Here is a 13,069-nt window from a genome sequence, read left to right on the forward strand (position 1 = left end):
ACCCTGAGCGCCACGAACCCCCTCGCTCATCCCGTCATCCTCGTTGCCGGGCCATTGGCCTTGAGCGCGGCCATCAGCATCGGTCCGACCGAGAACTGCCCAGCCCTCGCCTTTTCCGTCAGCACGCGCAGATAGCCGCCGGCCGAATTGATGTGCTGTGCCCGTTGCAGAATACACGCAATCACAATCGCGGCGACTTCCTGACCCATCACATGGCAAGCCTCCTCATAGGCCGACGGTGAAACCCCAAGGTAGCCGCGCACCTGGGCGGCGGTGAGCATCAAATCGCGCCAGCTGGCGATCCCGTTGACCGCATAGTCCGCAATCTCGGGGCAGGCCTTCAGCACCAGTCCAATCGGATAGCTTTTCAATCGCTCGTCCGGTGCCGGTCTTGGCTCAACGGCCGCCCTGCCTTTTTCGAAAGCCGGTTCAAATACAAAAATGGAGTCTGTGTTTGAATCAGATTGCTGCCGCTCACTTTGGGACTCATTGCCGCTCGGATTCGTGGAATCTGTGAAGCTTTCCAACATCCTATCGACTTCATCGTGGAGCTTTGTCAGCTCGGCAACGATCCCTTCCAGCTGGGATAGCCCCGCCCGGCGCGGAATTGCATCCACGATGGACCGAAACCGCCTCCAGACGCCGCCCCAGTCGCCAGGAGCCCCTTCCTCGATCGCCGCCTCGACCAGCTTCTGAATGTCCCTGCGATGCAGCGTGATCCGCTCCCGCATCAATTTCAGCGCCAGGCACTCGGCGCGAACCTGCTCGGCGGCGCACTGAAACTCCACGGCCCGCGTCAGCAGAGGCGCCAACGAGAACCCGAAGACCTCCGTGACACTACCGCCCTGCCCTTTGCGAGCGAACCTTTTGCCGTTCGGACTATCGCGGCGAATGATCAGGCCGCAACTCACCAGCTCGGCCAGGTTCCTTCTCAGCGTCGAATCAGCCATGCCGTGCGCCCGCAAAGACAGCTGGGCGTTCGAGGGAAAGACCATCAAGCCGGTTTCCTCGCTGATCTGGTCGTCAGGATAGAACGTCAACAGCCCGCTCAGCACCGCCAGGGCACGATCGCCAACGCCGACGATAGATTTGCCCTCGCATAGCCACCGGTAGACCTGCCATTTCTCAACGGCTGCCCCTTCCGGAATCTGCCGTGACGCGGCATTGGCCTTCACCAAGGCAAGCGTCATCGGCCGCCGCCCAAAGGGCGTCGTCGCAAACCCACTCTCCATTTCCCTCACCTTTCACGAAGGCAAAAGAAAGCTGCTCGCCGAAACGGCGCCACGACTCTTGACAGTGATTCGGGGAAGTGCGATTCTCAGCTTGCTACAGACGAGAAGGGCTTCCGCGACGGCGACGTTCGGGGGCCTTTTTCTTTTGCGGATTCAGTCTCCTGTTTTCTCCGACATTTCCGATTGCCGAAAGGCTTCGAAAAGCTCGTCCAGCCGCTCGGTGATGAACGCGCCAAATGACGAGGCCTCCTTTGCCTTCAAGGCAAGCGTGAACACTTTTCCGGTGTCGGTGATCTTGGCCCGCACCGACCTGTCCTGCGGCGCCCAGGCCTTTTCTCGGGTCTTGGGCGCTGCCGGCGAACGTTTTGCCGGCGCGCTCAGGAAGTCGAAGAGGCGCGCAAACCGCGCATCACTGCTTGGCTCTGCGAAATCAGGGCTTTTCACATAGTCGGCCGCCCTGCCCGCGTTCCCCGGATGCTCCATGAGCTTGGCCAGTTGCCACCATCTGTCCCGCCCGACGGCCTTGGCCGCGCCAACCGCCACGATGACTGGCTCGGGGATATTTCCGGTGACGGAGCGCATCTTCGAGAAGGTCGTGTCATCGAGCGCCAAAGCGGACTTCACCGTATCCGGCGTGTGGCCGCGCTTGAGAATGCGATCGGCAAACAACGTCCTTTCGATGAAGGACAGATTGGCCCTGGCGGCATTCTCCTGGCCCTGGGCGATGACATGGTCCTCGTCGCCCATCTTCTTGACGACGGCGCGGACCGGCCGTCCCAGCTGGCGGGCCACCTTGACGCGGCGATGGCCGAAGACCGTCTGGAACCGTCCTGAAACCTCCGGATGCGGTCTGACCAGGATCGGAGAATCTTGGCCTCTGTCCCGAATTGCCGACAGCAACTCCTGATACGCCTGGTCGTCTTCGTCCAGGCGGTCCGAGACGAACGAGGTGTCGACCATGGCAGGATCGAGATCGACGACCGAACTCTTGGAGAGCTCCTCGAAGGACTGCATGATCGAGCGGGAGGCACCACGAACGGCGTACGCCGATACGTCCTGGTTTTCCGACACTGCCACGCCGGGTCCCATCACACTGCCGAAAATATCCTTACGGGCCATTCAACCGCCTCCGTGCGCGGCTAGCGATCTGATTCCACGAGCAAAATAGCCGGTTTTTACTGCCGTAAACTTCGCCGTCATGACCGACCCCACGCACGATGGATGAGTGTGACGATCTCGGCGTTGACCGCGTCGAGCGATTCCAGGGCGCGGTCATATGTCGAGCGGGTGAAGGCCGATTTCTCCACCTCGTAAAGTGTCTGCTTGGTGAGGCCCGCATCGGAAATCGCCGTCGACTTCAACATCGGATTTTCCAGGATCTGGCCGGCAAGCATGGACTGCATGAAGCCCACCATCTGCGCCTGCGGAATATCAGTCGGTTCGTAGCGCGTGATCAGGTAGCGAAACCAGTCGAGTTCGATCGCGGCGCCGGCGGCCTTGATGGTCTTCAATATGCCGCCAAGCATCAGCAGGAACTGGCTCATCGACATCAGGTCGAGCATCTGCGGATGGACCGTAATGAGGACCGATGTGGCCGCCGACATTGCCGTCAAAGTCAGATAGCCAAGCTGGGGCGGGCAATCGACAACGACGACATCGTACCGGTCGTCAACCTCCGACAGCGCTTTGGCCATGCGCGTGAAGAACTGGCGGCCGGCATTGGAGGCTTTGTCCTGCATGGCGAGCGGCGTGTCATACTCGTACTCCTGCAGCTCGAGATTGGCGGGAATGATGTCGAGGCCGGGGAAATTTGTCGGGATGATCACATCCGCGATCGACCTGCGTTCGTCGTCATACCTGATCGCTTCATAAAGCGAGAGGTTGCGATCGAGCTCGGGCTGGAAGCCGTGCAGTGCAGACAGCGAAGCTTGCGGATCAAGATCGATCGCAAGAACCCGGTGACCCGTCAGCGCCAGGTGCTGGGCGAGGTGGGCAGCCGTGGTCGTCTTGCCGCTGCCGCCTTTAAAATTGACCACCGCAACCACCTGGAGCTTGTCGCCAAGCTTGCGGTGCGGAACGTACTTCTTGACTTCGGTCCTGCCATGCTGGTCCAGGAACTGTCTGAGCTCGAGCATTTGTGTAGCCGTGTAGGAGCGACGGCCGGAAGGACTTTGGTCAGGCAACGGCCCCTTGCCTTCGAGATGGAGACGCTTCAGATTGTTCTGCGAGACCCCGAGGTAGTGAGCGACCTCCGCCATCGAGAATGTGCGCAGCGTCTTCGTCGCATTGGGCGGAAATTTCTCCATCCGAAGCTGGTTCAACCGCCGGGAAATCTCGGCGCCCTGTTCGAGGATTTTGTCATCGAACTCGAAACGTGGCAGCCGCATGGAAACATTCATTGTCGTCGAAACCTGAATTGGCGCTTTTTGTAAGCAATACCCACAACAAGCGCCATTAAGCTCCGATTCGGGAAGTCCGGCAAGAAGTTTTAGGTTAACAGAAGGTTAACGAGCCTGCCCAGCCTTTCGACACCTTGGTGCGGCTGGCGGCAGAGAGCGATTTCGTTAGGCGCCCTCGCGATGCCGCAATGCAGGGAAATGCCTGTTTTTGCTACCATAAAAATCAGTTTTTACGGCAGTAAACTATTCCCGCGAGCTAACGATTGCCAATGCGGCCGCGCGCAGGCACCGTCTCGGCTGGAGAAGCCGGGGTGTCCTGAAGTCGACAGGGTTATGGCATCGGTGACGTGGCCGGGGATGAGATAGAACCAATGGCTTCATCGATCTGGATGGCACACCCATCTCCAGGCAGTTACAGGATTTTCCGAAGCATCCCGGCTTTGCACCAAACCATGGGCCATCGAGTAGCCGTCGGCACCGGTCAGTCAATTGTCGACCGGGACTCGCTACGCAGGAAGCTCATCCAGAGGTTTGGTCGTTCTACGCGAACCGGAAGGGTCAGCCGCGAGCCAGGGTTAAAGATGAAGGATCATACCCGCTCATGTGGTTTTCGGGATCAGCCTCAGGGCCCAGGGTTTGGAAGTTCGGAGCCTTCGTGTCATGAGGCAGCCAGGCGCGCCCCGATCCAATTTTTCGACCGGCGACCGCTCGGGCCCAGCTGTCCACGCGCAGTGACGCTCGGTGCCATCCTTAAGCCAAACGTCTTCACCGAAAGCGGCCCGCCAGTCCAGAGGAGGGCTGGACACGGCACCGGCGCAGACTGCTCGACGCTAGCCTCCTGCCTGCTGAGCGATGGCCAGCTTCGTCCCGTTTTCATACGCTTATCGGGACGCACCGGCGAACCCGGGAGTTTCATCGGCCCGCCACCATGCACCCGCAAGCCTGACAAACACAATTGTCTGCCTGAAGGGGGAGCGAACGGGCCGAACAGACCGTAACCATGACAGATATGTCATACAGATCGCCCTGATGCAGCTTTCCGCTAGAAGGGGAGGGGAGGGCAGGGGGGCCGCAGTGCAGTCCCTTTGCCGGCTACACCACCGGCAGCACCGTCGATTGCTTCACTTGCCCAAGTGCAAAACTCGATTCGATCGATGCAACCCCTTCGAGCCTGGTCAGCTTCTGCTTCAGAAACGTATCGTAGGCCGGCAGGTCCTTGACGACGACGCGAAGCAAATAGTCACGCTGGCCAGTCATAAGGTAACAGTCGACGATCTCGGGCCAGCGCGCCACCGCTGAGGCAAACCGATCGAGCTCCTCCTCGCGCTGGCGTTCGAGTTTGATCGACACGAACACGCTTATCGGCAGCCCCACCTTGGCTTGATCCACCACCGCGACGTAACCTTTGATGATGCCAGCCGCCTCCAGGTTGCGCACGCGGCGCGCGCAAGGGGAAGGCGACAAACCGGCCCTGCGGCCGAGTTCGTCCGAGGTCAGCCGCGCATCTTCTTGGAGCGCGACAAGCAACTTACGGTCGATTCCGTCGAGTGAAGATTTTGACATGATCCGCCACAATTTGGAGGTATCTTAGCTCAAACTATCACTTTAGGCCCAGCTTTCGCATAAAAATAGTCTCCATCGCCCTTTGTTCGGCTCTACCCTCAGTCCATTGCACGGATGGACAATGAGGTCACTATGAGCAGGCTCGCGCAGCTGAAGGAAATCGAAAGGAAGGTGCTGTGGCTTTCAACCTGGATGATCCACAATGCCAATCATCTGCGCTCAAGCGACGATGGCCTGAAGGTCGGTGGGCACCAGGCGTCGTCAGCCTCCCTGGTCACGATCATGACAGCGCTCTATTTCTCGGTCCTGCGACCGGAAGATCGCGTCGCCGTCAAGCCTCACGCCAGCCCTGTCTTCCACGCAATCCAGTATATGCTCGGCAACCAGACCCGAGACCGGATGGAAGCGTTTCGGGCCTATGGCGGCGCTCAATCCTATCCGTCTCGCACCAAGGATGTCGACGACGTGGATTTCTCCACCGGATCCGTCGGGCTGGGGGTCGCGCAGACGCTCTTTTCCTCGCTTGTGCAGGACTACCTACGGGCCAAGGAATTGGCAAAGGACCATCCGGAAGGTCGCATGGTCGCGCTCTTAGGAGATGCCGAACTTGATGAAGGCAACATCTTCGAGGCTCTCCTGGAGGGCTGGAAGCATGGCCTTCGCAACACCTGGTGGGTGGTCGACTACAATCGCCAGAGCCTCGATGCCGTCGTCCGAGAGGGGCTGTGGGAACGCTTTGAGACAATCTTCCGCGACTTCGGCTGGGAAGTGATCGTGCTGAAATATGGCACGCTTCTGCGGCAAGCCTTCGACGAGCCGGCAGGCGACAAGCTGCGGCAATGGATCGACCAGTGCCCGAACCAACTCTATTCGGCGCTGACATTCCAGGGAGGCGCCGCCTGGCGCAAACGCCTGCTGGACGAGGTGGGCGATCAGGGCGCCTTCTCAGCGCTGATCGACAGACGAACCGATGAGGAACTGGCGCTGCTGATGGCAAATCTGGGCGGCCACGACCTGCCGAGCCTTCTTGAAGCCTTCGAGGCGGCGCGCCGGCACGACAAGCCGGTCTGCTTCATAGCTTACACGATCAAAGGGTTCGGACTGCCGCTTGCAGGCCATAAGGACAATCATGCCGGGCTGATGACACCCGCTCAGGTCGGCGCCTTGCGTGAAAAAATGGGCGTGCGGGCCGGACACGAGTGGGATCCGTTGGAAGCACTGGCACTGGGGGAAGGGGAGTTCAAGAAGCTCCTTGAGGCAGTTCCTTTCATATCGAGAGGCCGGCGCCGTTATGCCGCCCCGGCCATCCCGGTACCCCCGCGCCTGGCATTCACCCCGCAGGGCTCGATGTCGACACAGCAGGGCTTCGGCCTCATCGTGCACGGCATCGGCAAGCTCGAGAGTGAGTTCGCCCAACGCGTCGTCACCGCCTCACCTGACGTGACCGTCTCGACGAACCTCGGCGGCTGGGTAAACAGGCGGGGCCTTTTTGCCCGGGAGCAGGCCGCAGACTGTTTCCGGGCAGAGCGCATTCCCTCGACCTTCAATTGGGACTTCTCTCCCAAGGGGCAACATATCGAGCTCGGGATTGCGGAGATGAACCTGTTCATCATGCTGTCGGCACTTGGCCTATCCCACTCGATTTTCGGAGAAAGATTGCTGCCGGTCGGCACACTGTACGATCCTTTCATCGAACGCGGGCTCGATGCCTTGAATTACGCCTGCTACCAGGATGCACGCTTTATCGTTGCCGCGACGCCTGCGGGAATAACGCTTGCACCCGAGGGCGGTGCACATCAGTCGATAGCCACCCCGCTGATCGGCATGGCCCAGGATGGCCTTGCGAGCTTCGAGCCCGCTTTTGTCGATGAACTGGCGACGGTCATGCGCTTTGCCTTCGACTACATCCAGCGCAGCGGGCACGGAGATCCCGACCCGACGAACTGGTTGAGCGATGCGGCTGGCGGGGCGGTCTATCTGAGGCTGTCGACACGCCCGATCGAGCAGCCCGCACGCGAGATTGACGAGGCACTGGCCGCCGACATCGTCAATGGAGGCTACTGGCTTCGTCCGAGTGGGCCCAACGCCGAAGTGATCGTTGCCTATACGGGCGCGCTCGCGCCCGAGGCGATAGAAGCCGTCGGGCTCATGGCAGAGGATCGACGCGACGTCGGCCTGCTTGCCATCACATCGGCCGATCGGCTGCACGCTGGTTGGACCGCGGCGCAACGGGCGCGCGAGCAGGGCATCAACACTGCCCTTAGCCACATCGAACGGTTGCTGGCGGGTTTACCCTCGACCTGTCGGCTGGTAACCGTTATCGACGGCCATCCCGCTACACTGTCGTGGCTCGGCGCCGTTCATGGCCATAGGACCCGCGCCCTGGGGGTCGAGCGCTTCGGACAAAGCGGAAGCATTCCGGATCTTTATCGCCATCACGGTGTCGACGCCCAGGGAATCCTCGCGGCGGTCCAGTCGATGAGCTCCGGCAAGCCTCTGCGTCACCTCAGGCAAGGCTAGAGCTGGCCTTGCGTGTCGCGCCAGCCGGCAAGGTCGCGACGATTCTGGGCCGACGCTGTCGACCCCTTCACGAGATTGGCGGCACGACGGCCTCTGTCATCTCTTTAGCCCCTGGCCGACGACAGTCTTCCAGGGCGTACCCGCCGAGCCTGACGGTGCGGATCATGTCGGCCCGCGAGAACGGTCTGAAGCACCGCCGCAACCGGCTGATATGGACGTCCACCGTCCTTGGCCCGACGAAGACGTTGCGCGGCCAGGCCGTTTTGATCAGTTCACACGGCTCAGCACCCGCTCGGGGTTCTCAAGCATGTGGCGCAGCAACTTGAATTCGATCGGGCCGAGGACGACTTCTTCGCCACTGCACCTGACATGATACGTATCAAGCTCCATCTCGATCGCGCCGTAGCTCAGGGAAAGACCCGCTGCCGATCGAGCGGGACCGCCGAGCCTGGAGCGCAGATAGGCGAGAAGCTTTGCCGGCACCATCGGTCGCACGAAGCACTCGTCGATGCCTGCCTTCAGCAATGCGATATGTTGATCCTGGGCGTCTGGACTTATCAGGGCGACAATCGGCAGGCGGCCGGTCCGAGGATCCTGCCTCAGGCGGACACAGTTCGCCGCCATCCCGTTGCCGGAATGGCAGTCAAGAATCCATGCCCGGATATTGGCCGTGTCAGCAAGATCGCACATCTCCTCGCGAGTGCTTGCCAAAGTGCTCGCGAAGCCGTCGACGTCAAGTATGTGATGCAGGAAGAGGTAGACCTCTGCGTCCTGCGAGCAAATTGCAACGAGGGCCTTGGACGGTGTGCTCGTGATCTCGTCAGGCAACATGGCACAGTTCATCATCGCGTCCGCTCTGCTTACCCGCGTCGTCGTCCCGGAGGCGTTCCCGGCCGCTCGAAGCGGATGCCTGCCGGGATGACGATTCAGAGGTGGGTGCTTGGCCCCTCAGAAGTCCGATTCTTGGGTCCTTCGCTAGTTTATGACGGGGATTTGTTCAGGGGATAAATCGCTGAGAAACTCGCTACCGGCTTCTCCGACATAGATGATCTCCTCGAACTGAAATACCGCTCCATCCCGTTCAAGCTTGGGCTCCAGGTGAAGGATCATTCCCGGCCTGATCGGCTCGGGATTGTTTCTGGAAATGGACGGGGGCTCCGTGACATCGAGGCCCCCGCCGTGTCCGATGCGTGAAACCAGTCCATAGGCCGCTGGCAGTCCGGCATCGCGCCACAGGCGCTCGAAATCGCTGAACACGTCCCCGCACGTCATCCATGGCCTCACGCCCCGCGCCAACGCGATGGTGACGGCACGTGTCTTGCAATAGGCCTCGATCTCCCATGGCTCAGGTTCGCCACCGCGCGCGATACGGTTGCGGTCGGCGGGATACCCGCCATAAGTGGAACGAAAATCCGTCCAGGCGTACTGACCTGTCTCCAGTGGGCGCATCTCGGGCGGCCGGGCGTAATTGAACTCGCCCCGGCAGAAGGTCATCGCGATCGGATCGGCACGGTCGGCGCCGTATTGCATGATGCGCGATTGAATCTGTCGACACAGCTCCACCTCGGTGATGCCAAGCCGAGCGCCCGCGACCGCGTCATCGAAAGCGGCGTTGACGATGGCAAACGAGATCCGTTTCTGTTGCGCCTCGAACGGCGTCTTGATGGCACGGGTCCGCCACAGTAGTTCTGTCGCCGAGCAAAGCATATGGCGGCCTCCTCTATCCCGGATGCCGTCGACGATCTCGAGGGACCCGCGGCCGCACATGTCCTGGCAGTAATCGATCGCCGCAATCGCGCTGGCGGCGGGGTCTGACAGAGCGAGGCGCTGCACGATCGCCTGCGCACCCTCGGCCAGATAGCCGTCATAGTAGAAAATGGAGAAATCACGCGGCAGCGCTTCGAGGTTGCGCGACTCGATCCTGTTGGCGACAGCGGTGACGTCGTGATGGTCTATCACCAGAAACATCGGACGCGAGTGGTATCCCCATGAAAGCGTCCGGTATCCGGAAAAGTACTCGACATTCTTCTGGTCGGTCAAAACGAGAAACGCGACGTTTCTTGCGCTCATCTCCTGCCGCACGGCCGCGATGCGTAGTGCCTGTTCGCGCGGCGGCAAGTCCGGCGGGGGCGGGGCTGGCAACATGACTCGTCTCCTGGAGGTGAGGGGAAGTCGCGATCGCGATCGACGACGCAAAAGACCTATGTCGCCGCCAGCTCGACTGTGCATGCCAGGCGATCAAACGGGGACTCGGCCAGGCCAAAGACCGAAAAGGCCTTGTCTGTCGTGCTGAGACGGTAAAGGCGGCGCAGCATCGGGTAGCCGTTTGGAATCGAGAATGTATCTTGCGCATGCTCGGAGGCGGGGGCAGCGTCTATGAGAAGCTTGGTTGTAGTGAATTCGGTGCCGTGTTCGCGCAGCGCGTCGCCGACAAACTTGTCGGCGAACTCGTCGATAATGGCGTCGTCGATGGAACGAGGCAGGTAGGAGGTGTCGTACATGACCGGCACGCCGTCCGCCGATATCACCTTGCGAACGCACAGCATCAAACCGGCAGGAGCCTGAAGCACCTCGAAGGCCGGGTCCACTATCTTCTCCTGGGTGAGCGACTTGAGGCTGATCGACGGGTTCAAGCCGAGCCGCAGAGCATCGGCGTGGGAGGTCAGCGAGTAATCCAAATCCCGAATGAACCGCCGCTGCTCACGCACGAAGGTGCCGAGCCCGGGGACGGAACGCAGCACCCCGGCCGGCTGCAGATCGCGAAGCGCGCGCTTCACGGTGATGGCGCTTACGCCAAATTCCTCCGCCAGCGCGGCGGCGGACGGGAGGACCTGTCCTGCGGCATATTCGCCGGCGTTGACCCGACGGATGATCTCCTGCCTGACGTTCTGGTGCAGCACGCTCGCATTCTGTCCGGCCATCGAACCCATCCAAGAAGGTATACTAGGAATACCTACCCGATCCGGTCGGGAATGTCCATAGTGGCGAATCCTTCACAAAACCCGCACATGCGCTTAACAAAAATTTGACATACCTGTTATACTTGGTCTACCTTTCACGCCGACAGAAGAGGAGTCCCGGATGGCCATCAAACGCGCCAACATCAAGATCGCCTTTCTCGCGACGTCTGCTCTCATTGCCGCAACGCTTGCCGGCCACGCCGAAACAACCCGCGAACGTGTCCTGCGCGAGGGGACGATCGTCATCGGTATCTCGAACGGGGCTCCATGGGGCTACCGCGATGCCAGCGGGCAGCCCGTCGGCTTCCATCCAGATCTGGTCAAGGCGGCTTTTGCACGGCTTGGGGTAAACAAGGTGGAGATGGTCGTCACGGAGTTCGGCGCGCTGATCCCGGCGCTGACGGCGAGCCGTTTCGACGCCATCGCTGCGGGGCTTTATATTTCGCCCGAGCGCTGCCAGCTGGTGGCCTTCAGTGACCCGGACCTCAAGCTTGCCGATGCCGCGCTCGTCGCCAAAGGCAATCCCAAAAACGTACATAGTTACGCCGACGTCGCGTCCGACCCCGGTGTGAAGTTCGGCGTCGGACGCGGCAGTACGACAGCCAAGAACGCCTCGGCTGCGGGAGTCCCTGAGGACCGCATGCAACTCTTTCCCGATATCCAGTCGAATGTCTCCGCGCTTTTGACGGGCAGAATAGACGTCGCCGCATTCTCAGCGCCGACCGTTGCCCGCATCCTTTCGGACGCCAACATCAGCGGACTGGAGCGTGTGGTCCCCTTCCAGGGCGCCTCGCAGCAGGGTGGCGGAGACCGCCTTAGCTATTCCGCGGTTGCTTTCCGCAAGCAAGACAGCGACCTTCGCGACCTCTACAATACAAAGCTTCGGGAGTTGAAGTCGGACGGCACCTTGGCGAAGATCATGACAAAGTACGGCTTCAGTGACGATGAGAAAGCCCCCGATCTCAGCAGCGATCAGGTCTGTGGCGGGCGTGGCTGACTATTTCCCTTGGCGGCATCTAAATCAAATCTGGTGAAGCGACGCCGGTCTGTCAGCGTCGCCGATATCAAGGCTAGGACGTATCCAGTGAGTTTCGGGCAACTGTTCCTTGGTGTTCTTGGCGGCCTGCAGGTAACGGCGACGGTCACGGCATACGGGTTGCTGTTTGCGATCCCCTTCGCTCTCGTCTTCGGTGTCACGCAGCATCTCACCTCGGGCGCCGCACGCACCATGATCACGGCGGTCATTGAATTCTGGCGGAGCTCCGCCGTGATCATCCTGCTTTTCGTCTTCTACTATGCACTGCCTGTCTTCGGGATACGGCTGTCCGCGACAGCGGTGAGCTCGCTTGTTCTTGGGCTCAACACCGGAGCCTATGGCAGCCAGGCCATCCGCGCAGGACTGCAGTCGCTGGACAAGGGCCAGCTGGAGGCCGCGTCTGCGCTCGGCCTGCGGCGCCAGCACAGCATGCTTCTGGTCGAGCTGCCGCAGGCGCTGCGGGTCATGGCGCCCACCTTCGTGAACGAGCTCATCCAGCTGATCAAGGGCACAGCGCTGGTCTCGCTTGTGACCCTGTCGGATATGACGTTCCAGGCGAAGCAGCTGGCTGAGATCGAATACAATCCGGTCGGCGTCTACAGCGCGCTTCTGCTCGCCTATTTCGTGGTCTGTTACCCGATCACGATTTTTGGCCGATGGCTGGAGCGTCATACAGGCGGCGCAAGGAGCCTGTCCGGTGAATTTTGACCCCCTCATGGCCCTGTCTTGCATCCCGGCTATTGTCGGCGTCGTCGCAACGACGGTCGAGGTCACCTTGACGAGCTGTCTGGGGTCCTGCGTCCTGGGCTTCGGTTTGGAGATGGCACGCCGGTCAGGGGGGTCAACCGGTTACGCGGCCCGGTTCATCATCGATTTCGTCCGCTCCACGCCGGCCCTTGCCTGGCTCTACTTCCTCTACTTCGTGCTTCCCCGCTTCGACATTGTGCTGCCGCCGATGGCCGTCGGCATTGTCGGCCTGAGCATTTACTTCAGCGGCTATTTGGCGGAGGTCTTCAAAGCCGGTATCGACGCGATCCCGCAGGGCCAATCGGAGGCGGCGAAAACACTTGGGCTGAGCCGCATCGACACGATGGCGTTCGTGCTCTTTCCGCAGATGCTGCGCAACGTGGCAGCGCCCATCGGCAACTATTTCATCTCCATCCTGAAGGCCACGCCCTATCTTGCCACCATCGCCGTGCCCGAAATGCTCGGCCGTGCCTTCGATATCGCTTCCGACACCTATCGCTATGCCGAACCGCTCGTTGTGGCCGGCGTCCTGCTCCTGCTGCTCGCCCTGGCAGCCGCGCGACTGGTGCGCCTGTTGGAGCGTAAGCTGGCCCACCCCTCCCGTCGCTGAGG

General features: G+C 60.9%; 12 protein-coding genes. 4 read left to right on the forward strand and 8 right to left on the reverse strand.

Annotation, left to right across the window (positions count from 1 at the left end; all coding sequences use genetic code 11):
• Positions 1–26: 26 nt before the first annotated feature.
• From repC to ACWGS8_RS21725, 4 genes are all read right to left on the reverse strand, one after another.
• The gene (gene repC, locus ACWGS8_RS21710) at positions 27–1,232 is read right to left on the reverse strand and encodes a plasmid replication protein RepC (protein WP_454582823.1); all 1,206 of its coding nucleotides are present in this window, start codon (positions 1,230–1,232) and stop codon (positions 27–29) included.
• Positions 1,233–1,385: 153 nt separating this feature from the next.
• Positions 1,386–2,351, reverse strand: coding sequence for a plasmid partitioning protein RepB (gene repB / locus ACWGS8_RS21715; RefSeq protein WP_454582824.1), 966 nt, complete (start codon positions 2,349–2,351; stop codon positions 1,386–1,388).
• A 77-nt stretch (positions 2,352–2,428) separates the two neighbouring features.
• Complete coding sequence (repA, locus tag ACWGS8_RS21720; RefSeq protein WP_454582825.1) at positions 2,429–3,631, reverse strand: plasmid partitioning protein RepA; 1,203 nt, start codon at positions 3,629–3,631, stop codon at positions 2,429–2,431.
• Between the two features lie 1,092 nt (positions 3,632–4,723).
• Positions 4,724–5,194, reverse strand: coding sequence for an Lrp/AsnC family transcriptional regulator (locus ACWGS8_RS21725; protein WP_454583038.1), 471 nt, complete (start codon positions 5,192–5,194; stop codon positions 4,724–4,726).
• Between the two features lie 132 nt (positions 5,195–5,326).
• Here ACWGS8_RS21725 and ACWGS8_RS21730 point away from each other — a divergent pair, with 132 nt between their 5' ends.
• A complete protein-coding gene (locus ACWGS8_RS21730; RefSeq protein ID WP_454582826.1) occupies positions 5,327–7,714 on the forward strand; it encodes a 1-deoxy-D-xylulose-5-phosphate synthase N-terminal domain-containing protein in 2,388 nt (795 codons plus the stop codon).
• A gap of 67 nt (positions 7,715–7,781) precedes the next feature.
• Here ACWGS8_RS21730 and ACWGS8_RS21735 read toward each other — a convergent pair whose 3' ends face one another.
• The 4 genes from ACWGS8_RS21735 to ACWGS8_RS21750 all read right to left on the reverse strand — a co-directional run bounded on the left by ACWGS8_RS21735 (position 7,782) and on the right by ACWGS8_RS21750 (position 10,635).
• Positions 7,782–7,937 (reverse strand): helix-turn-helix domain-containing protein, encoded by a 156-nt coding sequence (locus tag ACWGS8_RS21735; RefSeq protein WP_454582827.1) that lies wholly within the window; start codon positions 7,935–7,937, stop codon positions 7,782–7,784.
• 44 nt (positions 7,938–7,981) lie between these two features.
• Positions 7,982–8,545, reverse strand: a complete 564-nt coding sequence (locus tag ACWGS8_RS21740) for a response regulator transcription factor (protein ID WP_454582828.1) — start codon at positions 8,543–8,545, stop codon at positions 7,982–7,984.
• Positions 8,546–8,689: 144 nt separating this feature from the next.
• Positions 8,690–9,859 (reverse strand): M24 family metallopeptidase, encoded by a 1,170-nt coding sequence (locus tag ACWGS8_RS21745; protein WP_454582829.1) that lies wholly within the window; start codon positions 9,857–9,859, stop codon positions 8,690–8,692.
• A gap of 56 nt (positions 9,860–9,915) precedes the next feature.
• Entirely contained in the window at positions 9,916–10,635 is a 720-nt protein-coding gene (locus tag ACWGS8_RS21750; RefSeq protein WP_123169817.1) for a GntR family transcriptional regulator, read from the reverse strand.
• 160 nt (positions 10,636–10,795) lie between these two features.
• On the opposite strand from ACWGS8_RS21750, the gene ehuB reads away from it, so the two are divergent.
• From ehuB to ACWGS8_RS21765, 3 genes are all read left to right on the forward strand, one after another.
• Positions 10,796–11,671: an ectoine/hydroxyectoine ABC transporter substrate-binding protein EhuB gene (ehuB, locus tag ACWGS8_RS21755; RefSeq protein ID WP_454582830.1), complete on the forward strand. Its 876-nt coding sequence runs from the start codon at positions 10,796–10,798 to the stop codon at positions 11,669–11,671.
• An 87-nt stretch (positions 11,672–11,758) separates the two neighbouring features.
• Positions 11,759–12,418: an amino acid ABC transporter permease gene (locus tag ACWGS8_RS21760; RefSeq protein ID WP_454582831.1), complete on the forward strand. Its 660-nt coding sequence runs from the start codon at positions 11,759–11,761 to the stop codon at positions 12,416–12,418.
• Entirely contained in the window at positions 12,408–13,067 is a 660-nt protein-coding gene (locus tag ACWGS8_RS21765) for an amino acid ABC transporter permease (RefSeq protein ID WP_454582832.1), read from the forward strand. Before ACWGS8_RS21760 ends, ACWGS8_RS21765 begins: the two co-directional genes overlap by 11 nt.
• Positions 13,068–13,069 lie beyond the last annotated feature (2 nt).

The organism is Mesorhizobium sp. 43Arga (assembly GCF_053714255.1).